Here is a 25,331-nt window from a genome sequence, read left to right on the forward strand (position 1 = left end):
GGAGCCAGCTTGCTCGCGAACGGTCCCTAGCTGCTGAGTCAGGCCGAACGCAGGAGCGGGTTTGTCCGCGATATCGGCACGATGGCGAGCCAATCGTGGACAGGGTCCGCTCTTGCGCAAAGGGGGAGGTTGTCGCATTGAGGGCAATAAAAAAGGGGATGCCTAGGCATCCCCTTTTTCATGCTCGGAAGCTATCAGCTGTGGTGTTTCTCAACCACGGTGCCTTCTTCCTCGGTCTTCTCGGCCTTGTCGCCTTCAACCTGTTCGGCAGCCGGCTCGGCCTGCTCTACGGATTGTGCTTCGGCTTCATTCACCGCCTCGGCCACAACGGTCTCGGCAGAGACGTCGGCAGCCGGTTCGGCCACGACTTCAGCTTCGACGACGGCAGCTTCCTCGATCACCGCTTCGACAACCGGAGCCTGCTCGACCTGCGGGGCAGCAGCTGCAGCAGCGGCGGCTTCGCGGGCCAGGCGCTCCTGACGACGGCGCTCGCGCGGGTCGTTGGAAGCGCGGCCGGTAGCGTTGGCCGGAACGGCCGGGGCGGCCTCTTCGGCAGCGGCCGGAGCTTCTGCCTTGGGCTCTTCGACCAGTTGGGCGACGGCTTCGATCACGGCTTCAGCTGCCGGGGTCGGCGCTTCTTCCGCAATGGTCTGCTCGGTAGCCACCACTTCAACGGTCTCGACCGGCTCGGCAGCCTGATCGGCGGGCTTGGCCAGGAACTCGATGGTCTGCTCCAGGGCGCTCTCGGTGCGAACGGCCTCGACGACGCCGGACTCGACCGCAACGGTCTCGACCTGGGCTTCGGCAGCCGGTTGCTCCTGCTCGCCAGCCGCTTCGGCTACGGCAACGGCGGTAGCGGCGGCAGCGACCATGGCGGCGGGCGACGGAGTGTCGGAAGCAGCCTGCTCGGCAGTGCCTTCGGCGCCAGTCACTTCACCTTCAACACCATCCACGCCGGCTTCACGCTGGCGCTCGCGGCGGTTGCTGCGGCGGCGCTGGCCACGGGAGCGGCGACGCGGACGCTCGTCATCCGAACCTTCGTCGTCCTGTTGCTCCAGCAGTTCCTCGTTCGGCAGCTCTTCGGCCTCGAGGGCGGCCGCATCGCGAGCCTGACGGTCTTCACGTGGTTGACGCTCTTCACGGGGCTGACGCTCGGCGCGCTCGCCACGCTCACCGCGAGGCTGGCGCTCTTCGCGCGGCTGGCGTTCTTCACGCGGTTGACGCTCGGCGCGCTCGCCACGCTCTTCGCGGGGCTGACGCTCCTCGCGCGGCTGGCGCTCGGCGCGTTCTTCACGCGGCTGGCGTTCTTCGCGGGGCTGACGTTCGGCGCGCTCTTCACGCGGCTGGCGTTCCTCGCGCGGCTGACGCTCGGCACGCTCTTCACGCGGCTGACGCTCCTCGCGGGGTTGGCGATCTGCACGTTCTTCGCGCGGCTGGCGCTCTTCGCGGGCCGGGCGTTCGGCGCGCTCGCCGCGCTCTTCGCGACGACCGCGTTCTTTGCGCTCGTCATCACGGCGACCGCCGTCACGACCGTCGCGGCGACGATTCTGCTGGCGGCCGTTGCGACGCTCGCCCTGGCCTTCGCTGCGCTCGGTAGCCGGTTTCTCGGTGACAACCGGGGTCGGCTCCGGCTTGCTGCCGGCGAACAGGCCCACCAGCGACTTCACCAGGCCCTGGAACAGGCTCGGCTCAGGCATGGGTTTGGTGGCTTCGGCAACCGGCGCTTCGGCAGCGGTCTGCTGCGGGGCAGGGGTCTGCGGGGAAACGGTCTTCACCGCGGCTTCCTGGCGAACCAGGGTGCGGGTGGCGCTGACCGGCTGGACTTCCTCGTGCTCTTCCGGGGCCATCTCGTAGCTGGCGTGGCCGGACAGCAATTCGGGGTTGTCGTCGCGCAGGCGCTGGACTTCGAAGTGCGGAGTTTCCAGGTGGTCGTCCGGCAGGATGAAGATGCGTGCACGGGTACGCAGCTCGATCTTGGTGATGGCGTTGCGCTTCTCGTTGAGCAGGAAGGCGGCAACCTGGAACGGCACGCGCGCACGAACTTCGGCGGTGCGGTCCTTCAGGGCTTCTTCCTCGATCAGGCGCAGGATGGCCAGCGACAGGGACTCGACGTCACGGATGATGCCCTGGCCATTGCAGCGCGGGCAGACGATGCCGCTGGTCTCGCCCAGGGACGGACGCAGGCGCTGACGGGACATTTCCAGCAGGCCGAAGCGCGAGATACGGCCGACCTGGACGCGGGCACGGTCGGCTTCCAGGGCTTCGCGGACGCGTTCTTCCACGGCGCGCTGGTTCTTCGCCGGGGTCATGTCGATGAAGTCGATGACGATCAGGCCGCCGATATCACGCAGACGCAGTTGGCGGGCGATTTCTTCAGCCGCTTCCAGGTTGGTCTGCAGGGCGGTTTCCTCGATGTCGCCGCCCTTGGTGGCGCGCGCCGAGTTGATGTCGATGGACACCAGGGCTTCGGTCGGATCGATGACGATGGAGCCGCCCGACGGCAGCTTCACTTCGCGCTGGAAGGCGGTTTCGATCTGGCTCTCGATCTGGAAGCGATTGAACAGCGGAACGCTGTCCTGGTACAGCTTCACCTTGCTCGCGTACTGCGGCATGACCTGCTGGATGAAGTTCAGGGCTTCTTCCTGGGCGTCGAGGCTGTCGATCAGCACTTCGCCGATGTCCTGGCGCAGGTAGTCGCGGATGGCGCGGATGATGACGTTGCTTTCCTGGTAGATCAGGAACGGGCCGCTGCGCTCACCGGAGGCTTCCTTGATGGCGCCCCACAGTTGCAGCAGGTAGTCCAGGTCCCATTGCAGCTCTTCGGAGCTGCGGCCCAGGCCCGCGGTGCGGACGATCAGGCCCATGTCGCCGGGAACGGTCAGGCCGTTCAGGGCTTCGCGCAGTTCGTTGCGCTCTTCACCCTCGATGCGGCGGGAGATGCCGCCAGCGCGCGGGTTGTTGGGCATGAGCACCAGGTAGCGGCCGGCGAGGCTGATGAAGGTGGTCAGGGCGGCGCCCTTGTTGCCACGCTCTTCTTTCTCGACCTGGACGATGACTTCCTGGCCTTCGCTCAGGACGTCCTTGATGTTGATGCGGCCTTCGGGGTTCTTCTTGAAGTATTCGCGGGAGATTTCTTTGAGGGGGAGGAAGCCGTGGCGTTCGGCGCCGAAGTCGACGAATGCAGCCTCGAGGCTCGGCTCGATGCGGGTAATGCGGCCCTTGTAGATGTTGGCCTTCTTCTGTTCGCGTGCGCCGGACTCGATGTCCAGGTCGAACAGGCGTTGGCCGTCTACCAGCGCTACACGCAACTCTTCGGGTTGAGTCGCGTTGATCAGCATTCTTTTCATGTAGTACCAATGGTTTCCGGGGCCACCGGAAACGGCGATCGGCACACACGACTCTCACGGTCGGTGCTAAGGCACGTACTCAGGAATGGCGGACCATTCCAGTGTCCAGCGGCAGCAAGATAGATCTGCTGTGCCGCGACTACGTTTCCTGCTTGTTGTGTAAGAACAAGCACTCATCAGGAGGAGGAATTGACTGTCAGATGCGGACGATAAGTGCGTCTACGTTCAAGGCATGCGTTCAAGGCATGAACGCAACGCAATCCGACAGTTGAGCATCTCCGCCCTGCACATTTCCCTAAGAGCCGGGTGCCACTCGCTGAATCCGGGAGCGGGGTTGGCTTTTATCACGGCGACCTTGGTTGCCGTGGTCATGTCTCAAGGCCTGGGTTTCGAGGCGCTGTCGGCGCGAGAATCGCTCGGGCCGTTGCAACGCTTCCGGGGACTGCCTGGTGTCCTTTCAATGTGTTTGCAGGCGGTTGGGGACGGCGATTACGCGATCATCCGCAGGCCTGGCCACTTTTGGCGGCCTCCCGAATATAGCAGCAATGATTAAGTGCTTCAATTGAATGAAAAATTGTTATTATATTCGGATGACTAATCCCGCCCCTCCGACTTCCGGCGTCCAGCTGCTTGAAGTCGCGCCGGAGTATGCCGGCCAACGAATCGATAATTTCCTCCGCACCCAGCTCAAGGGCGTGCCCAAGACCCTGATCTACCGCATCCTTCGCAAGGGTGAGGTACGGGTCAACAAGGGCCGGATCAAGCCCGAGTACAAGCTGCAGGCGGGTGACGTGATACGCGTCCCGCCGCTGCGCCTGGCCGAGCGCGATGAGCCGGTGCCGCTGGCGCAGGGGCTGCTCGAGCGCCTGGAGGCTGCCATTGTCTTCGAAGACAAGGCGCTGATCGTGGTGAACAAGCCCACCGGTATCGCCGTGCACGGCGGCAGTGGGCTGAACTACGGGGTCATCGAGGCGTTCCGTCAACTGCGCCCGGAGTGCAAGGACCTGGAGCTGGTGCATCGCCTGGATCGTGATACGTCCGGCCTGCTGATGATCGCCAAGAAGCGCAGCATGCTGCGTCACCTGCACGACGCCCTGCGCGGCGAGCGCATCGTGGACAAGCGTTACCATGCCCTGGTGCGCGGCAACTGGCCGGCGGCGAAGAAGCAGATTGCCGTGCCGCTGCTGAAGAACAACCTGCGCTCCGGCGAACGTGTGGTGGAAGTGAATCCCGAGGGCAAGGAAGCGCTGACCGAGTTCAAGGTGCTGCGCCGCTTCGGCGACTTTGCCACCTTGGTGGAGGCGCGCCCGATTACCGGTCGCACCCACCAGATCCGTGTGCATGCCAAGCATGCCGGTCATTCCATTGCCGGCGATCCCAAGTACGGCGACGAGGACTTCTCCCGCGAGATCCGCGAGCTGGGCGGCAAGCGCCTGTTCCTGCATTCCGCGTTCCTGCGAGTACCTATGCCCGATGGCTCGATGCTGGAGCTGGAGGCGCCGGTGGACGATATCTGGCAGCGTACCGTGGAGCGTCTGGATGCGTGAGTATTCCCTGCTGATCTTCGATTGGGATGGCACGCTGGTGGATTCCATCGGTCGTATCGTCGAGGCGATGCGGGTGGCGGCGGTAGGTTCCGGTCTTCCAGTGCGTAGCGAGGCGGCGATCAAGGGCATCATCGGCCTTGGGCTGCCGGAGGCTATTCAGACGCTGTATCCCGAGGTCGAAGAAGGCGAGCCGCTGGATCGTTTCCGTCGGGATTACGGCGATCACTATTTGAGTCTGGAAGTGCAGCCTTCGCCGTTGTTTCCTGGTGTGGCCGAGGCAATGGCTGAGTTTCGGAGCTCGGGCTACCAGTTGGCGGTCGCCACCGGCAAGAACCGCCGTGGGCTGGATCGTGTGCTGGCGGGGCAGGGGTGGACGAACTTCTTCGATATCACTCGCGCCGCCGATGAGTCGGCGAGCAAGCCGGATCCGCGCATGCTGCATGAGATTCTCGAGCATTGCCGGGTCGATGCCCGTGACGCGCTGATGGTGGGCGATTCGCCTTTCGATCTGGAAATGGCGCGCCGAGCTGGCATGGATTCGGTGGCGGTGGGCTATGGTGCTCAGTCGCTGGAGGTCCTTCGGGAGTATGCTCCGGCGCTGGAAGTGAATCATTTCAATGAATTGCGCGCCTGGCTCGCCGGGCGCTCGGTCAAACCAGTGCTCGAGGTAGGCAACTGATGTCGGATGAATGGAAGGCGGACGATAGCAAGGCTGCACAAACTGCGGCGGGCGACGACAAGAGCTGGAAGCTGCTGGAGAAGGCTGTGCTGGCTGGTGTCCAGGAGCAGCGCCGGTCGCGCCGCTGGGGCATCTTTTTCAAGTTGCTGACTTTTGTCTACCTGTTTGGCGCGCTGGCATTGTTCAGTCCCTTCAGTGGCCTTTCCAAGTCTGCCTCGCGCAGCGCCAGTCACACCGCGTTGATCGAAGTGAAGGGCATGATCGCTGACAACGAGGCGGCCAGTGCCGACAACATCGTTGGCGCGCTGCGCTCGGCATTCGAGGATGCCGGCACCAAGGGTATCGTCCTGCGCATCAATAGCCCGGGTGGCAGCCCGGTGCAGTCCGGCTATATCTACGATGAAATCAAGCGCCTGCGTGGTGAGCATCCGGATATCAAGGTCTACGCCGTCATCAGTGATCTGGGGGCGTCCGGTGCTTACTACATTGCCAGCGCTGCCGATCAGATCTACGCGGACAAGGCCAGCCTGGTTGGTTCCATTGGCGTGACGGCGGCCACTTTCGGCTTTGTCGGCACCATGGAGAAGCTGGGTGTGGATCGTCGAATCTATACCTCCGGTGAGCACAAGGCCTTCCTCGATCCGTTCCAGCCGCCGAAAGCGGATGAAACCGCCTTCTGGCAACAGGTGCTGGACGTCACGCACAAGCAGTTCATTGATAGCGTGAAGAAGGGTCGTGGCGACCGCCTTAAGGACAAGGAGCACCCGGAGCTGTTCTCCGGCCTCATCTGGTCCGGTGAGCAGGCGCTGCAGTTGGGGCTGATCGATGGCTTGGGCAGCTCAAGCTACGTGGCGCGCGAAGTCATCAAGGAGAAGGAAATCGTGGACTATACCGTCCAGGAAACCGCCTTTGATCGCTTCACCAAGAAGCTTGGCGCCAGTGTCGCCGAGCGGATGGCGATGTGGATGGGCTTCCAGGGGCCAGCGCTGCGCTGAGTGCTCTTCCTTATATAAGGAAGGAAAAGGCCCGGCGATTGCCGGGCCTTTTCGTTTCAGGCATTGCGGGTCAGGTCTTCTTTTCAGGGCACGGGCACCTGTTCGGCGAGCAGCATGTCCACCAGACGGATCAGCGGCAGGCCGATCAGGCTGGTGGCGTCCTCGCCTTTAGTGGTGCGGAACAGGCTGACGCCCAGGCCTTCGGCCTTGAAGCTGCCGGCGCAGTCGAAAGGTCGCTCGGCCTCGAGGTAGCGGCGGATGCGTGCTTCGTCGAGGTCGCGGAAGTGCACGGTGAAGGGCACGCAGTCGACCTGCGCCGCGCCGCTCTGGCTGTTCAGCAGGCAGAGGCCAGTGAGGAAGCTCACGCTCTTGTCACTGGCGTCTTTCAGTTGTTCGGTGGCGCGTTCGATGGTGTGGGGCTTGCCGAGTATCCTGCTGCCATTTACGGCGGCCTGGTCCGAGCCGATGATCAGGTGGTTGGGATATCGCTGGGCGAGAGTGCGCGCCTTGCTTTCCGCCAGCCGGCGCACCAGTTGCTCGGCGCTTTCGCCTGGCAGCGGTGTTTCGTCGATGTCGGGGCTGGCGCATTCGAACGGCAGGCGCAGGCGCTGCAGCAGTTCGCGGCGATAGGGCGAGCTGGAAGCCAGGATCAGGGGTAGCATGGATAACTCCTTCGGTGCGTCGCCGCGATTCTAGCGAAAAGGTCTGTCCATACAGCGGTTTATGGCTAATTTCCTTTGACAGCTTCGGGTGCATCCCTATAATGGCGCGCTTATGTTGAATGGACCGATACCACCTCACGTTGATCCGCGCAAATTGGTAGAGCGCGCCGCCACCCTCGAAGGTGAGCTGCCGATCGCCAAGATGCCACGTCTCAACGAGCAACTGACCAGCAGTGATGGCAAGATTCACGCGAAGTTTTCCTTCTTCCGTGATCAGCAGAAGCTGGCGGTCATGCACGTCGAACTCGACGCCGAGGTGAGCATGGTATGCCAGCGCTGTCTCGAGCCGGCCAACTTCCATGTGGGTGGTGCGTATGATTACGTCATCATTCCGGAAGGCAAGTCGATCGATGATCTGCCCAGTGGCTACGATGCATTGGAGGTGGGGGATGACCCCATTGACCTGACCTCGCTGGCCGAGGACGAGTTGCTGCTCGCCTTGCCCATCGTGCCGGTCCATGACCCTGAGGATTGCCAGCAGCCGGTGGGATACGCTACAGCGCCCGAACCGAGCGAGAACGTCGAAGAACGGCCCAATCCGTTCAGCGTACTGGCGCAGTTGAAGCGTGACCCAAACGTTTAGGAGTTAATCAATCATGGCTGTTCAGCAGAACAAAAAATCCCGTTCCGCTCGTGACATGCGTCGTTCGCACGATGCCCTGGACGCGAACGCTCTGTCCGTGGAAAAGAGCACCGGTGAAGTTCACCTGCGCCACCACGTCTCCCCGGACGGTTTCTATCGCGGCCGCAAGGTCGTAGACAAAGGCTCTGACGAGTAATCTTTGTCCGCACCAATCATCGCGATTGATGCAATGGGTGGGGACTACGGTCCCCACTGCATTGTTCCGGCCTGTATTTCCTTTCTGGCCGAATATGCTTCCCTCCAGCTGGTCCTCGTCGGCCAAGCTCCTCTGCTAGAAGAACACCTGCGCGGCCTGTCCCCGGCCGAGCGCCAGCGTCTTCACATCCATCACGCCAGCGAAATCGTCACGATGGACGAGCGTCCGTCACAGGCGTTGCGTGGCAAGCCCGACTCCTCCATGCGTGTTGCCCTCGAACTGGTTCGGGATGGCAAGGCCCATGCCTGCGTCAGTGCCGGCAATACCGGTGCGCTGATGGCGCTGTCCCGCTACTTGCTCAAGACCCTGCCCGGCATCGACCGCCCGGCGATGGTGACTGCAGTGCCGACGCAGACCGGTCACTGCCATCTGCTCGATTTGGGCGCCAACGTCGACTGCAGCGCCGAGCATCTCTACCAGTTCGCGGTCATGGGCGCCGTGGCGGCGGAAGCGTTGGGCAAGAGCAACCCCAGGGTCGCGCTGCTGAATGTCGGCACCGAAGACATCAAGGGCAACCAGCAGGTGAAGCTGGCGGCCAGCCTTCTGCAGCAGGCGCGCGGCGTGAACTACATCGGCTACATCGAAGGCGATGGCCTGTATCGCGGGTTGGCCGATGTGGTGGTCTGCGACGGCTTCGTCGGCAATATCCTGCTCAAGTCCAGCGAGGGCCTGGCGGCGATGGTCGCGGCGCGCCTGGAAGAGTTGTTCAATTCCAGCCTGCCGGCCAAGGCGGTCGGTTTGATGGCGATGCCTTTCCTGCGCCGTCTGCGGGGCGATCTGACGCCATCCCAGCACAATGGCGCGAGTTTCCTGGGTTTGCAGGGCATCGTGGTGAAGAGTCACGGCAGTGCGAAAGAAGAGGGTATTCAGAGTGCCTTGCGTCGTGCGCTGCTGGAGGTTCGCGAGAATCTGCCCCAGCGGCTGCATGGCCGATTGGAACATCTGCTCTAATGTGTGACCGCGGTCGTCAGACCGTCATCCAACTGTCAGTTCAATGCGCCAGGCTCTCGCCGGCGCTATCCATTTGACGACATAGACAAAAGGGACCTGTTGCAATGTCCGCATCCCTCGCCTTCGTATTCCCCGGTCAAGGTTCGCAATCGCTCGGCATGCTTGCCGAGCTGGGTGCCCAGCACGCCACCGTACGCGAAACCTTCGCCGAAGCCTCCGCCGCCCTGGGTTATGACCTCTGGGCCCTGGTTCAGGAGGGCCCTGAAGAGCGCCTGAATCAGACCGACAAGACCCAGCCCGCGATCCTTGCGGCCTCCATCGCCCTATGGCGCCTGTGGCTGGCCGAAGGTGGCGTGCGGCCGGCTTATGTTGCCGGTCATAGCCTGGGCGAATATTCCGCTCTGGTTGCTGCTGGCAGCCTGGCCTTCGCCGACGCGGTAAAGCTGGTCGAGCGCCGTGGCCAATTGATGCAGGAAGCTGTTCCCGCCGGTACCGGCGGCATGGCTGCCATTCTCGGCCTGGAAGACGCTGATGTGCTCGCTGCTTGCGTAGAAGCTGCCCAGGGCGAAGTGGTCAGTGCCGTGAATTTCAACGCGCCGGGCCAGGTGGTGATCGCGGGGGCGGCCAAGGCCGTCGAGCGCGCCATTGAGGCTTGCAAGGCGCGTGGCGCCAAGCGTGCCGTTGCGCTGCCGGTCAGCGTGCCGTCGCACTGCGAGCTGATGCGTCCGGCTGCCGAGCGTTTCGCTGAGGCGGTCGAGGCCGTTCAGTGGCAGATGCCGCAAATTGCCCTGGTACAGAACGTCACCGCCCAGGTTCCGGCTGATCTGGCTTCGCTCAAGCGCGACCTGTTGGCGCAGCTGTACAGCCCGGTACGCTGGGTCGAGAGCGTCCAGTTGCTGGCCGAGAAAGGTGTCACCGACCTGGTCGAATGCGGCCCGGGCAAGGTGCTGGCTGGTTTGAACAAGCGTTGCGCGAAGGGCGTGACCACCCACAACCTGGATTCCGCGGACGCCTTTGGCGCGGCCCGCGTGGCTCTGGCTTGAACAGGAGATAAGGCATGAGTCTGCAAGGTAAGGTTGCCCTGGTTACCGGCGCGAGCCGTGGTATCGGCCAGGCCATCGCTCTGGAATTGGGTCGCATGGGCGCCACCGTGATCGGCACTGCCACCAGCGAGTCCGGCGCGCAGAAGATTTCAGAGTACCTCAAGGAAAACGGTATCCAGGGCTCCGGCATGGTGCTCGATGTGTCCAATGACGAGTCCGTCACCGCCGTGGTCGAGGCCATCCAGAAAGAGTCTGGCGCACCGGCTATCGTCGTCAATAACGCAGGCATCACCCGCGATAACCTGCTGATGCGCATGAAAGACGATGAGTGGTTCGATGTGGTCAACACCAACCTCAACAGCCTCTACCGTCTGTCGAAAGCCGTGCTGCGCGGCATGACCAAGGCGCGCTGGGGTCGCATCATCAATATCGGTTCGGTCGTCGGTGCCATGGGCAATGCCGGGCAGACCAACTACGCGGCGGCCAAGGCCGGCCTGGAAGGCTTCACCCGTGCCCTGGCGCGCGAAGTCGGTTCCCGTGCTATCACTGTCAACGCGGTCGCTCCGGGCTTCATCGACACCGACATGACCCGCGAGTTGCCGGAAGCCCAACGTGAAGCACTGCTCGGTCAGATTCCGCTGGGTCGACTGGGACAAGCCGAAGAGATCGCCAAAGTGGTAGCATTCCTCGCTTCCGAGGGCGCAGCTTATGTAACGGGTGCCACGGTACCGGTGAATGGCGGAATGTACATGAGCTGATGTGACGAGTTCCTTCGTGGCGATGTCATATGCGCTGTCTAAAGTTCTCCAAGCGTTGTGACGCTGGAATAGGCAGAGCATCTGGATTGCCGGAAGGGGCGTCAGCGTTCAGCTTGAAATGCAGAAATCCCTTTCTATACACTTACCCGCAGCCCAGCTGTACGGATTGTCCATAGGAGTGAAAACAAGGTATGAGCACCATCGAAGAACGCGTCAAGAAGATCGTTGCTGAGCAACTCGGCGTTAAGGAAGAAGAAGTCACCAACAGCGCTTCCTTCGTCGAAGACCTGGGCGCCGACTCCCTTGACACCGTTGAGCTGGTGATGGCTCTGGAAGAGGAATTCGAGACCGAAATCCCCGACGAGCAAGCCGAAAAGATCACCACCGTTCAGGAAGCCATCGACTACATCGTTGCCCACCAGGCATAAGACGTAGTCGTCGGTTCCCCGACGAAAGAAGCCGCACGGCCTGCAAAGGCGTGCGGCTTTTCTTTAACGCCGGCTTCTGCCGGCGTTATTGCCGTGAAACACATGAGAGGAAGTCACAGTGTCGCGTAGACGCGTAGTCATCACTGGCATGGGTATGTTGTCGCCCCTGGGTGTGGATGTGCCGAGCAGTTGGGAAGGCATTCTCGCCGGGCGCAGCGGTATCGCCCCGATCGAACACATGGACCTGTCCGCCTTTGCCACCCGTTTCGGCGGCTCGGTGAAAGGGTTCGACGTCGAGCAATACATGTCCGCCAAGGAAGCTCGCAAACTCGACCTGTTCATCCAGTACGGCCTGGCCGCCAGCTACCAGGCGGTGCGCGATTCCGGCCTGGAAGTCACCGACGCCAACCGGGAGCGCATCGGCGTTGCCATCGGTTCGGGCATCGGCGGTCTGACCAATATCGAAAACACCTGTCGTTCGCTGTTCGAGCAGGGCCCGCGGCGCATCTCGCCGTTCTTCGTGCCCGGTTCGGTCATCAACATGGTTTCCGGGTTCCTGTCGATCAACCTCGGTCTGCAGGGCCCCAACTACGCCATCACCACCGCCTGCACCACCGGCACCCACAATATCGGCATGGCCGCGCGCAACATCGCTTACGGCGACGCTGACGTGATGGTCGCCGGCGGGTCCGAAATGGCCGCTTGTGGTCTTGGCCTGGGCGGCTTCGGTGCCGCTCGTGCGCTATCCACCCGCAACGACGAGCCGACCAAGGCCAGCCGTCCCTGGGACCAGGATCGCGACGGCTTCGTGCTCTCTGACGGCGCAGGCTCCCTGGTGCTGGAAGAGCTGGAGCACGCCAAGGCTCGTGGCGCGCGTATCTACGCAGAAATCGTCGGTTTCGGCATGAGCGGCGACGCCTTCCACATGACTGCTCCGCCGGAAGACGGCGCAGGCGCTGCACGCTGCATGAAAGCCGCACTGCGCGATGCCGGCCTGAATCCCGAGCAGGTTGATTACATCAACGCCCACGGCACCTCGACGCCGGCCGGCGATATCGCGGAGATCTCCGCGGTGAAGTCGATCTTCGGCGACCACGCCTACAAGCTGTCAATGAGCTCCACCAAATCGATGACCGGCCACCTGCTGGGTGCTGCCGGTGCGGTCGAGGCGATCTTCAGCGTGCTTGCGCTGCGTGATCAGGTGGCTCCGCCGACCATCAACCTGGATAACCCCAGCGAAGGCTGCGACCTCGACCTGGTCGCCCATCAGGCCAAGGAACGTCCGATCGACGTCGCCCTGTCCAACTCCTTCGGCTTCGGTGGCACCAACGGTTCCCTGGTGTTCCGCCGGTTCCACGGCTGATGCTGAGCTGGATCGACGGCCAGAGCGCCGAGGTGCTGTCCGCGCGTGATCGCGGACTGGCCTACGGCGACGGGCTGTTCGAGACCGTCCGCGTGTCCGCAGGCCGCCCGCGCCTGCTGGCGCGCCACCGGGCGAGGCTGGAGGAGGGCGTCAGGCGCCTGTCCCTGCCGGTCTCGCTCGATCTCGTCGAAGATGAAATCCTGCGTTTCTCCGCCCTGCTGGGTGATGGTGTCGCCAAGCTGGTGCTGACCCGCGGCGAAGGTGCGCGTGGCTACGCACCGCAGGCTGATGCCCAGGTGCGCCGACTATTACTGGCCTCGCCTGCGCCGGCTTACCCGGCAAAGAACCGGGAGGAGGGCGTCCGGCTCTTCTCTTGCGCCACCCGCCTGGCCGAGCAGCCACTGCTGGCCGGTCTCAAGCACCTCAATCGCCTGGAGCAGGTCCTGGCTCGCGCCGAATGGAGCGATCCGGCTTTCGCCGAAGGATTGATGCGCGATGTTTCCGGGCGCGTCGTCGAAGGCGTGTTCAGCAACCTGTTCCTGGTGAAGCGCGGCGAGTTGATCACCGCCGAGCTGGGCCGCTGCGGCGTTGCCGGGGTCATGCGCGCCGAGATCATCGAACGCGCCCGTAGCCTGGGCCTGCCGGTCGTCGTGCGCGATATCGAGTACGGCGAACTGGCGGACGCCGACGAGGTCTTTCTCTGCAACAGTCTCTACGGTATCTGGCCGGTGCTCGGCGTGGCCGAGTTCACTTGGCCGGTCGGGCCCCTGACCCGTAAACTGCAGGGCCAACTCCGCGAACTTCTGGATTCCTGATACGTGATGCGCAAATTGCTGGTGCTGCTGGAAGGCGGCCTGCTGCTGGCCGGGCTCATGCTGGGCCTGGCGGCCTGGGAGCAGCAGCGTGCGCTGCAGCAGCCGCTCCAGCTCACCGAAGAGCGCCTGCTGGATGCTCCCAGCGGCGCCACCCCCGGTCGTCTGCTGACCCGTCTGGAGGATGAGGACGTCCTGCACGGCGGCTTCTGGCTTCGTCTGTACTGGCGCTTCAACCTGGCGGGCGAGGCGCTGCACAGCGGTGAATATCGCCTGACGCCCGGCATGACTGCCGCCCAGTTGCTCGATCTGTGGCGCGAGGGCGACGTCGTGCAGTACGGCCTGACCCTGGTCGAGGGTTGGAACTTCCATCAGGTCCGCGACTTGCTCGCCCGCCAGCCCAAGCTGGACCAGACCCTGAGCGGCCTCAGCGACGCCGACGTGATGGCCAGGCTGGGCAAGCCCGGCGTCTTCCCCGAGGGCCGCTTCTTCCCCGACACCTACCGCTTCGTCCGTGGCACCAAGGACGTCGATATTCTCAAGCACGCCTACCAGCGCATGGAGACCATTCTCGCCGAGGAGTGGGACAAGCGCGGCGAGGACCTGCCCTACAAGGACTCGTACCAGGCGCTGATCATGGCCTCGCTGGTGGAGAAGGAAACCGGCGTACCCCAGGAGCGCGGCCAGATCGCCGGCGTTTTCGTGCGCCGCCTGCAGAAGAACATGCTGTTGCAGACAGATCCGACCGTCATCTACGGCATGGGCGAGCGCTATGCCGGCAAGATCACCCGGGCCGACCTGCGCACGCCAACGCCCTATAACACCTATGTGGTCGCCGGCCTGCCGCCGACGCCCATCGCGCTGCCCGGCCGCGAGGCGATCCACGCCGCGCTGAACCCGGTGCCGGGACAGAGCCTGTACTTCGTCGCCCGCGGCGATGGCAGCCACACCTTCTCCGACAACCTCGACGATCACAACAAGGCCGTCCAGGAATTCCAGATCAAGCGCCGCGCCGACTACCGTTCCAGCCCGGCGCCCGTTCCGCCGCCGGTGCAGACGCCGGACGAAGACGCTCCCGCCGCAGATACCCCTGCAGCGCAGTAGCCCGACAACACAAGGAGTGAGCCGAGTGACCGGCCTGTTCATCACCCTGGAAGGCCCCGAAGGCGCGGGCAAGAGCACCAACCGCGAGTACCTGGCCGAGCGCTTGCGCGAACGCGGCATCGAGGTCCAGCTGACCCGCGAGCCCGGCGGTACGCCGCTGGCCGAGCGCATCCGCGAGCTGCTGCTGGACCCCAGCGACGAGAAGATGGCCGTGGATACCGAGTTGCTGCTGGTCTTCGCTGCCCGGGCGCAGCACATCGCCGGGGTCATCCGTCCGGCCCTGGAGCGTGGCGCGGTGGTGCTCTGCGATCGGTTCACGGATGCGACCTATGCCTATCAGGGCGGCGGTCGTGGTCTGCCGGTGGAGCGCATCGCACAACTGGAAACCTTTGTCCAAGGCAGCCTGCGCCCGGACCTGACCCTGGTGTTCGACCTGCCGGTGGAAATCGGCCTGTCGCGCGCGGCCGCCCGCGGTCGCCTGGACCGCTTCGAGCAGGAAGGGCGCGCCTTCTTCGAGGCGGTGCGCAATACCTACCTGGATCGCGCCCGCGCAGAGCCTGCGCGCTATCACATCCTCGATGCGGCGCAGGCGCTGCCCGAGGTGCAGCGCGACCTGGACGGCCTGCTGCCGATCCTGCTGGAGCGCCTCAATGGCTGACATCTATCCCTGGCAGCAGGGCCTCTGGCAGCAGCTCAGCAGCCGCCCGCGCCATGCCCATGCCTATCTGCTGCACGGGCCGGCAGGCATTGGCAAGCGCGCGCTGGCGGACAATCTGGTGCACTTCCTGCTGTGCCAGCGATCCGCGGGCAACAACGCGTGCGGCCAATGCAAGGCCTGCCAGTTGCTCGCCGCCGGCACACACCCGGATTTCTTCCTGCTGGAACCGGAGGAGCCGGAGAAACCCATTCGGGTCGATCAGGTTCGCGAGCTGGTGGGCTTCGTGGTGCAGACCGCTCAGTTGGGCGGGCGCAAGGTGGTGCTGCTGGAGCCGGCCGAGGCAATGAACCTGAATGCCGCCAACGCCCTGCTGAAAAGCCTCGAAGAGCCGTCCGGCGATACCGTGCTGCTGCTCATCAGCCACCAGCCCAGCCGGCTGTTGCCGACCATCAAGAGCCGCTGTGTACAGCAGGCCTGCCCGCAGCCTTCTGCCGAGCAGGCCCGTGCCTGGCTGGCGGGCGCCCTGCCGGCCGAGCCAGTGGAGACCTTGGACGAGTTGCTGGTGCTCGCTGGTGGTTCACCGCTGACCGCGCTGCGACTGCAGGGCCAAGGCGTGCGCGAGCAGCGCGCACAAGTGGTCGAAGGGGTGAAAAAGCTGCTCAAGCAGCAGGTTGCCCCAGGTCAGCTGGCCGAAAGCTGGAATGCTGTACCTTTGCCACTATTGTTCGACTGGTTCTGCGACTGGTCGCTGCTGATCCTGCGTTACCAACTGGCTCGGGACGAAGAGGGCCTTGGCCTGACCGACATGCGCAAGGTCGTGCAGTATCTCGCCGAGAAGTCGACACAGCCCAAGGTGCTGGCAATGCAGGACTGGTTGCTGCTGCAACGGCAGAAAGTCCTCAATAAAGCCAACCTCAACCGTGCCTTGCTTCTCGAAGCCTTGCTCGTACAGTGGGCAAGTCTGCCCGGGCCGGGCTAGAATCCGGCCATCGGAAAAATCTGCCAGGACAGCTGAATGAGCTTGCCACCAAATCTGGGTCCGCGTAACGGAATCCTGTCCCTGACCATCAAGGACAAATCCGTGCTGTATGCCGCCTACATGCCGTTCATCCGCAATGGCGGGCTGTTCATTCCGACCAACAAGACCTACAAGCTGGGCGATGAAGTCTTCATGCTGCTCAACCTGATGGACGAGCCGGAGAAGATCCCGGTCGCCGGCAAGGTGGTCTGGATCACTCCTCGCGGCGCGCAGGGTAACCGTGCCGCCGGCATTGGCGTGCAGTTCAACGACGGCGACAACACCGCGCGCAACAAGATCGAGACCTATCTCGCCGGTGCGCTGAAGTCGGATCGCCCGACCCATACCATGTAGCTCATACCATGCGAGAATGGCAGCTTGTACAGGCTGCAAACACGAAGCGCCCCGAGGGGCGCTTCGTCATTTTCCGGAGAAAGTTTTCATGCTGGTCGATTCCCACTGCCACCTCGATCGTCTCGATCTCGCCGCCCACGACGGATCGCTGGATGCCGCGCTGGACGCTGCCCGTGCGCGCGGTGTCAGCCAGTTCCTGTGCATCGGCGTGAGCGCGGACAATGCCAGGGCAGTGAAGGATCTGGCAGATCGCTACGCCGACGTGCATTGCTCGGTCGGCGTGCACCCGTTGGACCTGGAACCGGGCGCCGCGCCGGCGCTGGACTGGCTGCTGGGCGAGTTGAACCATCCGCGCGTGGTGGCCATCGGCGAGACCGGCCTGGACTATCACTACGAGCCCGAGGCCGCCGAGCTGCAGCAAGAGGCCTTCCGCCTGCACCTTGAGGCCGCCAAGGTGACCGGCAAGCCGGTCATCGTGCATACCCGCGAAGCCCGCGCCGATACCCTGGCGTTGCTGCGCGAGGCCGCGCTGCCGCAGGCCGGTGTGCTGCATTGCTTCACCGAAGACTGGGAGATGGCCAAGGCGGCGCTGGATATCGGCTTCTATATCTCGCTGTCGGGCATCGTCACCTTCCGCAATGCCGAGCAATTGCGCGAAGTGGCCCGTCAGGTGCCGGTGGACCGCCTGCTGGTGGAAACCGATTCGCCCTATCTCGCGCCGGTGCCCCATCGCGGCAAACCGAACCTTCCCGAATACGTGCGCGAGGTGGCCGAGTACCTGGCCGTGTTGCGTGGGGTGAGTTTCGAAACGCTGGCCGAGCAGACCACTGCCAATTTCCGCCGGCTGTTCCCGCTGGCCTGCTGACGGTCGGTGCGCGGACAGCTTTCCCGCGCGCAAAAAAAACCCGGGTTCTGGGGGATGAATCCGGGTCAAGACCATTAGGAGTTTAACAATAAGGTACGCGATCCTCGGTACCTTCACCGGCGGAGCACTTGGGGGGAGATGCCGCGCGCCGGTATCTACAAGTATTGGTCAAGATGCCGCGCTTGCCACAGGGGGCCCGGTGTTTTTTAAACGGATTTGGAATACATCACACCGGGCTGAGCAGCTTTCTCGGCCGCGCCTGCGTTATTGCCCCGCCAAAGCCCCGATCAGCGCCAGGGTCTCCTCGATGACCGCTTCGCTGGTGTAGAAGTGCGGCGAGAAGCGGATGCCGGCGCCGCGCTGGATACACACCACCTGCTCCGCGCGCAAACGCTCCAGCAGACGGGTATTGTCCCAGCCGGCCAGGCTGAACGTCAGGATGCCGGCGCGGCGAGTCGGTTCTGCCGGGCTGTGCAGCGAGGCGCCGCAGAGGCGACCCAGACCGTCATGCAGTTGCTGGACGCGCGCCTGCACCAGTTCGCCTACTGCCGCCATGCCGACCTCTTCCAGCAGGCCAAGGCTGGCGTCCAGTGCCACTGCGCCGAGCATGTTCGGGCTGCCGCACTCGAAGCGGCGAGCACTACGCGCCGGCTGCCAGTCGGCCAGGTCGTAGTTGCCGGCGTTTTCCAGCATGTGCCAGCCGTATTCCTGCAGCGCCAGTTGCTCGCGTTCGGCGGCGCGGCAATAGAACACGCCCAGGCCTTCTGGGCCGAGCATCCATTTGTGCCCATCGGCCATGGCAAAGGCGCAGTCGTAGGCCTGCACGTCGAAGGGCAGGGCGCCCAGTTGCTGGATGGCGTCGATGCAATACAGCACGCCGCGCTGGCGGCAGCCGGCCCCGAGGCGCTCCAGGTCCATGCGCAGGCCGCTGGCGTACTGCACGGCGCTGATCGAGAGCAGGCGCGTGCGCGGTGTGCAGGCGGCCAGCAGGTCGCCTTCGGGATCATCGCCGTCCAGGTTCACCTGGATGACTTCCACCCCGCGCGGTTTGAGTGCTTCCCAGACGACCCGGTTGGAGGGGAATTCCTGATCGCTGATCACCACCTGGTCGCCGGCGCGCCAGTCCAGGCCAAAAGCGACGAAGGACAGCGCCTCGGACGTGTTCTTCACCAGGGCGATATCGCCGGTGGTCCGGGCATTCACCAGGCGCATCAGGCGCTCGCGCAGGCGCTTCTCGATGGTCAGCCAGCGCGGATAGTCGCGGGCACCCAACAGGATGTTCTCCTGGGCAAACGCCGCGACGGCGTCTGCGGCGCGCTTGGGCCAGGGCGCGACCGCCGCGTGGTTCAGGTAGCGCAGACCGGGTTGTTGGGGAAACTCGGAAGAAAAGCTAATCATGTCGGATGATCCGTGCAATTTGGCGCTGAATAGGCATAATACGCGGCTTCGAATTTTGACTATTTTTGACCGAACAGTCTTTTTATGCAGAAAGAGCCGCGCAAGGTTCGCGAATTCCGTCGTCGCGAACAGGAAATCCTCGACACCGCCCTCAAGCTGTTCCTTGAGCAGGGCGAAGACAGTGTCACGGTCGAAATGATCGCCGATGCCGTGGGTATCGGCAAAGGCACCATCTACAAGCACTTCAAGTCCAAGGCGGAGATCTACCTGCGCCTGATGCTGGACTACGAGCGCGATCTGGCCGACCTGTTCCACTCCGAAGACGTCGCCCGCGACAAGGAGCGCCTGTCGCGCGCCTACTTCGAGTTCCGCATGCGCGATCCGCAGCGCTACCGCCTGTTCGACCGCCTGGAGGAGAAGGTGGTGAAGACCAGCCAGGTCCCGGAGATGGTCGAGGAGCTGCACAAGATCCGCGAATCCAACTTCGAGCGCCTGAGCCAGCTGATCAAGGAACGCATCGCGGCGGGCAAGCTGGAAGACGTGCCGGCCTACTTCCACTACTGCGCGGCCTGGGCGCTGGTGCATGGCGCCGTGGCGCTGTATCACTCGCCGTTCTGGCGCGAAGTGCTGGAGGATCAGGAGGGCTTCTTCCAGTTCCTCATGGACATCGGCGTGCGCATGGGCAACAAGCGCAAGCGCGACGGCGATACGCCGGCCGCCTGAGTCGCCATTCGCGCGATTCATCGTCGCGGTTGCGACAGGGCTCCCGGCGCCGGTGGGGATATACTTGCATGAGTGATCGCCACCGGAGCCGAGCATGATCGTCGACCGCCAGGGCAGGCGCTTCCGCAATCTTCGCGTGAGCCTGACCGCCGCCTGCAACTACGCCTGCACCTATTGCGTGCCGGACGGCAAACGCCTGGTCGCGGCGCAGGACGAGCTGTCGGCGGAATCCCTGGTGCGCGGGGTCGCCTACCTGATCGAGTCCGCCGGCATCGAGCGTCTGCGCGTCACCGGTGGCGAACCGTTGGTCAGTCCGAAGCTCGATGCCTTCCTGCATGGCGTCAGCCGTCTCGGGCTGCAGGACATCGCCATCACCACCAACGGCCAGCTGCTGTCGAAGAAGCTGCCGCTGCTGCTGGATTGCGGCATCCGCCGCCTCAACGTTTCCCTCGATACCCTGGATGCCGATGCTTTCCGGCGCATTGCCCGTGGCGGCGACCTGGCCTCGGTGCTCAAGGGGCTCGACGAGGCCCGCGCGGCCGGCCTGAAGATCAAGCTCAACATGGTCCCGCTACGCGGGCAGAACCTCGACCAGGTCGTGCCGCTGTTGGACTACTGCCTGGAGCACGGCTTCGAGCTGCGCTTCATCGAGCTGATGCGCATGGGCCACCTGGCCCACGATCCGAACGGCTTCCACCGGCAGTTCGTCAGCTTGCAGGAGCTGCTGGAGCTCATTGGTGAACGCCATCCCTATATCCAGGCCGATGCGCCGGTGGATGCCACGGCCATTCGCTATGAAGTGCCGGGGCAGGGCTATTTTGGCGTGATCGCCAACGAAAGCGTGCCGTTCTGCCGGACCTGTTCGCGTCTGCGCCTGTCCTCCACCGGCTGGCTGCATGGCTGCCTGTCGTCGAGCAACCGGCATTACGTCGGTGACCTGCTGGACAAACCGCGCCACCAGGCGCTCCCCGCCTTGCAGCGGTTGCTGGTGAGCGCCCTGGCGGACAAGCAGGAAGTCGCCTTCTCCGGCGGCGTCACCATCATGAAGATCATCGGCGGCTGAGATCGCCCTCAAGACCTGATTAGCCCATGCCCAACGAATTCCCCATTTCCTATATCGAGCCGGTGTTCCGGCCGCCGAGCGAGGCACACTCGCTCATTCTTCCCGTCACCAACGGCTGTTCCTGGAACCAGTGCGGCTTCTGCGAGATGTATACCCAGCCGCAGAAGAAATTCCGCGCCCGCGACGAGGCCGAGGTGCTGGAGGAGATTCGCCGCTGTGGCGAGCGGCTGATCGTCCAGCGGGTGTTCCTCGCCGATGGCGATGCGCTGGTGCTGCCGACGCGGCGCCTGCTCAACATCCTCCGTGCGATCCGCGAGCACCTGCCCGAGGTGGACCGTGTCTCCAGCTACTGCCTGCCGCGCAACCTGCGCAAAAAGTCGGTGGAGGAGCTGAAGGAATTGGCGGACGCCGGCCTGCGAATGGCTTACGTAGGTGCCGAGTCCGGCGACGACGAAGTGCTTGCGCGGGTGAACAAGGGCGAAACCTACGCCTCGACGCTGGATGCATTGCAGAAGCTGGGCGAGGCGGGGATCAAGCGCTCGGTAATGGTCCTCAACGGCCTGGGCGGCAGCACGCTGAGCGCCCAGCACGCCGATAGCTCGGCGCGCCTGATGAACGAGGCGCAGCCGGAATTCCTGTCCACTCTGGTGGTGAGCTTCCCCACTGGCGAAGAACGCTATCGCCAGGGCTTCCCGGATTTCCAGCCGTTATCGCAGGCCGAATTGTTCATCGAAGTTGAGCGCCTGCTGAACGGCCTGGAGCTTAGCGACACGGTGTTCCGCAGCGATCACGCATCCAACTACCTGGTGCTCAAGGGCACGCTGGGGGCGGACAAGGCGAAGCTGCTCGCCCAGGTTCGCCAGGCCATCGAGCAGCCTCAGCGTGCGCAGCTGCGCCAGGAATGGCAGCGCGGCCTGTGATGGCGCGGAAGCTGCATTGCCTGTCCGAATGCCGGTTTTTCGTCGCCGGCTCCGGAGATTTCCCATGCGCTACCTGATGTTGATCCTTGCCTTCGCCACCCTGGGCGGCTGCATGAATCCCAGTGACCTGGCCGACGGCACCGACTACTACCTGCGGGACTCGGGCTTCCTCGATCACAGCCAGACCCGCCGCACCTCGAACTGGCGACTGCAACAGGACTCCTTCATCTATATCGCCCAGGGGCCGTTCGTGCCACCCGGCCATCCGTATGCACGGCCCAATGTGGTAGCGGAGGAGGCGTTCGACGGTTTCGTCGAGTATTTCCCGCTGGTACGCCGGGCCAAGAGCCCGCTGGGGCTGGAGGGTGCCATGCAGGAAGCGCGCGCGGCGGGTGCCAATTATCTGTTGTATACCCGCTTTGCTCGCGGCGAGGACAATGTCGGCACCTACGAGGAATACGAGGACACCGACAACGCGGTGGGCCGTGACCGCAGCGTGATCCAGGTGATGCTGATCGAGACTGACAACCGCTACCTGGTGGACAGCGCCACCATCCGCAGTCGCGGCGGTTTTCTGACATTCTATGATGCCAAACCCGAGGACCTGATAGGGCGGCCGCTGGAAGACTATGCCCGCAGCCTGCTCGGGGTGAAGACGCGAGAGGAGTACCAATGACCGACCCAGGCAAAGCCGGCGATCTGCTGGCGCAGATTCCCGCCAGCAAGGACAAGGGGCTGCCGCCGGTGCACCTGTGGAACCCGGACTGCTGTGGCGATATCGACATGCGTATCGCCCGCGATGGCACCTGGTATTACCTGGGCACGCCGATCGGGCGCAAGCCGATGGTGCGGCTGTTCTCCACCATCATCCGCCGTGATGGCGACGACTATTTCCTCGTCACGCCCGTGGAAAAGTGCGGCATCAGCGTCGATGACGCGCCTTTCGTCGCCGTTACCCTGGCCGTCGAAGGGGAGGGTGAACAGCAGGTGTTGCGCTTCACCACCAATGTCGAGGATGAGGTGGTGGCCGACGCCGCGCATCCGATCCGCGTGGAGCTCGATCCGCAGACCCAGGAGCCGTCGCCCTACGTGCTGGTGCGGGTGAACCTGGAGGCGCTGATCCACCGCAACGTCTTTTATCAGTTGGTCGAGCTGGCGGTTCCCCGCGAGATTGACGGTATCGAGTGGCTGGGAGTGTGGAGTTCCGGGGAGTTCTTCCCTATCGCACCGCAGCCGTGACCGGATGGTCTGAACGCGGCCAGTAGTCCCCGTTCTTCATCGCTACAAGTACTTAGCTTGCAAAGAAAAAGGCTCCCGAGGGAGCCTTTTTCGTTACCGCCAACGCAATTACATGTTGGGGTAGTTCGGACCGCCGGTACCTTCCGGGGCCACCCAGGTGATGTTCTGGGCCGGGTCCTTGATGTCGCAGGTCTTGCAGTGTACGCAGTTCTGCGCGTTGATCTGGAAGCGCTTGCTGCCGTCGTCGTTGCTCACGACTTCGTACACGCCAGCCGGGCAGTAGCGCTGCGCGGGCTCGTCGTAGAGCGGCAGGTTCTTGCCAACCGGGATGCTCGGGTCAGTCAGCTTCAGGTGGATCGGCTGGTCTTCCTCATGGTTGGTGTTGGACAGGAACACCGAGGACAGCTTGTCGAAGCTCAGTTTGCCGTCCGGCTTCGGATAATCGATCTTCGGCGCTTCGCTGGCCTTCTTCAGGGTCGCGTAGTCCGGAGTCGTATCGTGCAGGGTGAACGGAAGCTTGCCGCCGAAGATGTTCTGGTCGATGAAGTTGAACGCACCGCCACCGATGGCGCCGAACTTGTGCATCGCCGCGCCGAAGTTACGGCTGCGGAACAGTTCGTCGTACAGCCAGCTGCCCTTGAAGGCTTCGACGTAGTTGGTCAGCTCGTCACCGCCTTCACGGCCGGCGAACAGGGCTTCGGCAACCGAGTCGGCGGCCAGCATGCCGGACTTCATCGCGGTGTGGCTGCCCTTGATCTTGGCGAAGTTCAGGGTGCCCAGGTCGCAGCCGATCAGTGCGCCGCCCGGGAAGACCATCTTCGGCAGCGAGTTCAGGCCGCCCTTGCAGATGGCGCGAGCGCCGTAGGCCACGCGCTTGCCGCCTTCCAGGTACTGCTTGATCACCGGATGGTGCTTGTAGCGCTGGAACTCGTCGAACGGCGACAGGTGCGGGTTGGTGTAGGACAGGTCGATGATCAGGCCGACCACCACCTGGTTGTTTTCCAGGTGATAGAGGAAGGAGCCGCCCGGGTTGTCGTCGTTCAGCGGCCAGCCCGCGGTGTGCACCACCAGGCCCTGCTCGTGCTTGGACGGGTCGATGTCCCAGATTTCCTTGATGCCGATACCGTAGTGTTGGGCGTCGGCTTCGCTGTCGAGCTTGTACTTCTTGATCAGCTGTTTGCCGATGTGGCCACGGCAGCCTTCGGCGAACAGGGTGTACTTGGCGCGCAGTTCCATGCCCGGGGTGTAGTAACCCTCTTTCGGATTGCCTTCGCGGTCGACGCCCAGGTCACCGGTGACAATGCCGCGCACCACGCCATTCTCGTCGATCAGCGCTTCCTGGGCGGCGAAGCCCGGGTAGATCTCGACGCCCAGGCCTTCGGCCTGCTGGGCCAGCCAGCGGCACAGGTTGCCCAGGGAGATGATGTAGTTGCCTTCGTTGTGCATGGTTTTGGGCACGAAGAAGTTCGGCACCTTGGCCGCCGCTTCCGGGCTCTTCAGCACATAGATGTCGTCGCGCTTGACGGGGGTGTTCAGCGGCGCTTCGAGTTCCTTCCAGTTGGGGAACAGCTCGTTCAGCGCACGGGGCTCGAACACGGCGCCCGAGAGGATGTGGGCGCCCACTTCGGAACCCTTTTCGACCACACAGACGCTGATTTCCTGACCGGCGTCGGCGGCCTTCTGTTTCAGTCGGCAAGCGGCGGACAGACCGGCAGGGCCGGCGCCGACGATGACGACGTCGAATTCCATAAATTCGCGTTCCACTATCGATCTCTCCTGAATCAAGGCTCTGGGCATTTTGTAGGTATTGGGATGGGCGTGCCCCCACCCAGTAAGAGCGGGGCGCATTATAGCTAGACCTGTTGCTATATCTAAACCCTTTATCGAGGGCAATACAAACGTTTGTTTGAATCGCGCGTAACCCTGATAGAATCGGGGTCCGCGGCTTATAAAGGGGTATTTTCGTGTATTGACCCGCCCGGTCGATGCGGTCAAGATACCTGCGGTTTTGCGGTCGCGTTGCGCTGGATGTAGTCGCAGATGGCGTGCACTACCGGCCAGGCCTGTCTGGCGACATTCCTATTCACCGGAGAAAAACGAGGAATCCATGAAGGTTCTTGTAGCTGTCAAACGAGTGGTTGACTATAACGTCAAGGTCCGCGTCAAGGCGGACAACTCCGGCGTCGATCTCGCCAACGTCAAGATGTCCATGAACCCCTTCTGCGAAATCGCCGTGGAAGAGGCCGTACGCCTGAAAGAGAAAGGCGTCGTCACCGAGATCGTTGCGGTCTCCGTCGGCCCGACCGCTGCCCAGGAGCAACTGCGTACCGCGCTGGCTCTGGGTGCTGATCGCGCCATCCTCGTTGAAACCAACGAAGAACTGAGCTCCCTGGCCATCGCCAAGTCGCTGAAAGCCCTGGTCGACAAAGAGCAGCCGCAGCTGGTCATCCTCGGCAAGCAGGCCATCGACAGCGACAACAACCAGACCGGCCAGATGCTGGCCGC

The 25,331-nt window shown here is 63.5% G+C and carries 25 protein-coding genes and 1 pseudogene; 22 read left to right on the forward strand and 4 right to left on the reverse strand.

All coding sequences use genetic code 11. The annotated features are described in order from the left end of the window. Positions 1-194: 194 nt before the first annotated feature. Positions 195-3,347: a ribonuclease E gene (gene rne / locus A6723_RS20770; RefSeq protein ID WP_054910760.1), complete on the reverse strand. Its 3,153-nt coding sequence runs from the start codon at positions 3,345-3,347 to the stop codon at positions 195-197. A 590-nt stretch (positions 3,348-3,937) separates the two neighbouring features. Between rne and rluC the strand changes: the two genes are divergently transcribed. From rluC to A6723_RS20785, 3 genes are read left to right on the forward strand one after another with little or no spacing between them, the layout of a single operon-like run. Then, a complete protein-coding gene (gene rluC / locus A6723_RS20775) occupies positions 3,938-4,894 on the forward strand; it encodes a 23S rRNA pseudouridine(955/2504/2580) synthase RluC (protein WP_054910759.1) in 957 nt (318 codons plus the stop codon). Then, complete coding sequence (locus tag A6723_RS20780) at positions 4,887-5,573, forward strand: HAD-IA family hydrolase (protein ID WP_054910758.1); 687 nt, start codon at positions 4,887-4,889, stop codon at positions 5,571-5,573. The genes rluC and A6723_RS20780 overlap by 8 nt, the downstream gene beginning before the upstream one ends. Continuing rightward, positions 5,573-6,568, forward strand: a complete 996-nt coding sequence (locus A6723_RS20785; RefSeq protein WP_024766670.1) for a S49 family peptidase — start codon at positions 5,573-5,575, stop codon at positions 6,566-6,568. Before A6723_RS20780 ends, A6723_RS20785 begins: the two co-directional genes overlap by 1 nt. An 83-nt stretch (positions 6,569-6,651) precedes the next feature. Here the strand turns inward: A6723_RS20785 and A6723_RS20790 are convergent, their stop codons facing one another. Continuing rightward, positions 6,652-7,230 carry a nucleoside triphosphate pyrophosphatase gene (locus tag A6723_RS20790; RefSeq protein ID WP_054910757.1) on the reverse strand — a complete coding sequence of 193 codons (579 nt, stop codon included), beginning with the start codon at positions 7,228-7,230 and terminating at the stop codon, positions 6,652-6,654. 112 nt (positions 7,231-7,342) lie between these two features. Between A6723_RS20790 and A6723_RS20795 the strand changes: the two genes are divergently transcribed. From A6723_RS20795 to A6723_RS20855, 13 genes are all read left to right on the forward strand, one after another. Next, entirely contained in the window at positions 7,343-7,873 is a 531-nt protein-coding gene (locus A6723_RS20795; RefSeq protein ID WP_038803737.1) for a YceD family protein, read from the forward strand. Positions 7,874-7,886: 13 nt separating this feature from the next. Then, positions 7,887-8,069, forward strand: a complete 183-nt coding sequence (rpmF, locus tag A6723_RS20800) for a 50S ribosomal protein L32 (protein ID WP_009621425.1) — start codon at positions 7,887-7,889, stop codon at positions 8,067-8,069. Positions 8,070-8,072: 3 nt separating this feature from the next. Further along, a complete protein-coding gene (gene plsX / locus A6723_RS20805) occupies positions 8,073-9,080 on the forward strand; it encodes a phosphate acyltransferase PlsX (RefSeq protein ID WP_082450885.1) in 1,008 nt (335 codons plus the stop codon). Between the two features lie 104 nt (positions 9,081-9,184). Beyond that, a complete protein-coding gene (fabD, locus tag A6723_RS20810; protein ID WP_054910755.1) occupies positions 9,185-10,123 on the forward strand; it encodes an ACP S-malonyltransferase in 939 nt (312 codons plus the stop codon). Between the two features lie 14 nt (positions 10,124-10,137). Continuing rightward, positions 10,138-10,881: a 3-oxoacyl-ACP reductase FabG gene (fabG, locus tag A6723_RS20815; protein WP_054910754.1), complete on the forward strand. Its 744-nt coding sequence runs from the start codon at positions 10,138-10,140 to the stop codon at positions 10,879-10,881. A gap of 191 nt (positions 10,882-11,072) precedes the next feature. After that, positions 11,073-11,309, forward strand: coding sequence for an acyl carrier protein (gene acpP, locus A6723_RS20820; protein ID WP_015477931.1), 237 nt, complete (start codon positions 11,073-11,075; stop codon positions 11,307-11,309). Positions 11,310-11,427: 118 nt separating this feature from the next. Continuing rightward, positions 11,428-12,672, forward strand: coding sequence for a beta-ketoacyl-ACP synthase II (gene fabF / locus A6723_RS20825; protein WP_082450883.1), 1,245 nt, complete (start codon positions 11,428-11,430; stop codon positions 12,670-12,672). After that, complete coding sequence (gene pabC, locus A6723_RS20830; RefSeq protein WP_054910752.1) at positions 12,672-13,487, forward strand: aminodeoxychorismate lyase; 816 nt, start codon at positions 12,672-12,674, stop codon at positions 13,485-13,487. Before fabF ends, pabC begins: the two co-directional genes overlap by 1 nt. 6 nt (positions 13,488-13,493) lie before the next feature. Beyond that, positions 13,494-14,588: an endolytic transglycosylase MltG gene (gene mltG / locus A6723_RS20835; RefSeq protein WP_054910751.1), complete on the forward strand. Its 1,095-nt coding sequence runs from the start codon at positions 13,494-13,496 to the stop codon at positions 14,586-14,588. Between the two features lie 25 nt (positions 14,589-14,613). Next, the gene (tmk, locus tag A6723_RS20840) at positions 14,614-15,246 is read left to right on the forward strand and encodes a dTMP kinase (protein ID WP_054910750.1); all 633 of its coding nucleotides are present in this window, start codon (positions 14,614-14,616) and stop codon (positions 15,244-15,246) included. Next, a complete protein-coding gene (locus A6723_RS20845; protein ID WP_054910749.1) occupies positions 15,239-16,225 on the forward strand; it encodes a DNA polymerase III subunit delta' in 987 nt (328 codons plus the stop codon). The genes tmk and A6723_RS20845 overlap by 8 nt, the downstream gene beginning before the upstream one ends. A gap of 36 nt (positions 16,226-16,261) precedes the next feature. Then, on the forward strand, positions 16,262-16,618 hold the full coding sequence (locus A6723_RS20850) for a PilZ domain-containing protein (protein WP_024764484.1): 357 nt from the start codon (positions 16,262-16,264) through the stop codon (positions 16,616-16,618). Positions 16,619-16,706: 88 nt separating this feature from the next. Beyond that, positions 16,707-17,483 (forward strand): TatD family hydrolase, encoded by a 777-nt coding sequence (locus A6723_RS20855; RefSeq protein ID WP_054910748.1) that lies wholly within the window; start codon positions 16,707-16,709, stop codon positions 17,481-17,483. A gap of 264 nt (positions 17,484-17,747) precedes the next feature. Here the strand turns inward: A6723_RS20855 and A6723_RS20860 are convergent, their stop codons facing one another. Beyond that, positions 17,748-18,881: an aminotransferase class V-fold PLP-dependent enzyme gene (locus A6723_RS20860; RefSeq protein ID WP_054910747.1), complete on the reverse strand. Its 1,134-nt coding sequence runs from the start codon at positions 18,879-18,881 to the stop codon at positions 17,748-17,750. Positions 18,882-18,965: 84 nt separating this feature from the next. On the opposite strand from A6723_RS20860, the gene A6723_RS20865 reads away from it, so the two are divergent. The 5 genes from A6723_RS20865 (at position 18,966) to A6723_RS20885 (ending at position 22,826) form a co-directional block, all read left to right on the forward strand. Beyond that, positions 18,966-19,604, forward strand: a complete 639-nt coding sequence (locus tag A6723_RS20865; protein WP_045211585.1) for a TetR/AcrR family transcriptional regulator — start codon at positions 18,966-18,968, stop codon at positions 19,602-19,604. A 94-nt stretch (positions 19,605-19,698) separates the two neighbouring features. Continuing rightward, positions 19,699-20,667 (forward strand): GTP 3',8-cyclase MoaA, encoded by a 969-nt coding sequence (locus A6723_RS20870; protein WP_054910746.1) that lies wholly within the window; start codon positions 19,699-19,701, stop codon positions 20,665-20,667. Positions 20,668-20,693: 26 nt separating this feature from the next. Continuing rightward, on the forward strand, positions 20,694-21,587 hold the full coding sequence (locus tag A6723_RS20875) for a radical SAM protein (protein WP_054910745.1): 894 nt from the start codon (positions 20,694-20,696) through the stop codon (positions 21,585-21,587). Between the two features lie 64 nt (positions 21,588-21,651). After that, positions 21,652-22,263, forward strand: a complete 612-nt coding sequence (locus A6723_RS20880; RefSeq protein ID WP_054910744.1) for a DUF4823 domain-containing protein — start codon at positions 21,652-21,654, stop codon at positions 22,261-22,263. After that, positions 22,260-22,826, forward strand: coding sequence for a DUF1285 domain-containing protein (locus A6723_RS20885; RefSeq protein ID WP_054910743.1), 567 nt, complete (start codon positions 22,260-22,262; stop codon positions 22,824-22,826). Before A6723_RS20880 ends, A6723_RS20885 begins: the two co-directional genes overlap by 4 nt. 108 nt (positions 22,827-22,934) lie before the next feature. On the opposite strand, the gene A6723_RS20890 is transcribed toward A6723_RS20885, so the two are convergent. After that, entirely contained in the window at positions 22,935-24,623 is a 1,689-nt protein-coding gene (locus tag A6723_RS20890) for an electron transfer flavoprotein-ubiquinone oxidoreductase (RefSeq protein WP_139093028.1), read from the reverse strand. Positions 24,624-24,933: 310 nt separating this feature from the next. Here A6723_RS20890 and A6723_RS20895 point away from each other — a divergent pair. Further along, positions 24,934-25,331: pseudogene (locus A6723_RS20895) on the forward strand (electron transfer flavoprotein subunit beta/FixA family protein); the annotation flags it as partial.

Origin of the sequence: Pseudomonas sp. AU11447, from assembly GCF_001672555.2 — a bacterium.
In the GTDB taxonomy this organism is placed as follows: Bacteria; Pseudomonadota; Gammaproteobacteria; order Pseudomonadales; family Pseudomonadaceae; genus Pseudomonas; species Pseudomonas nitroreducens.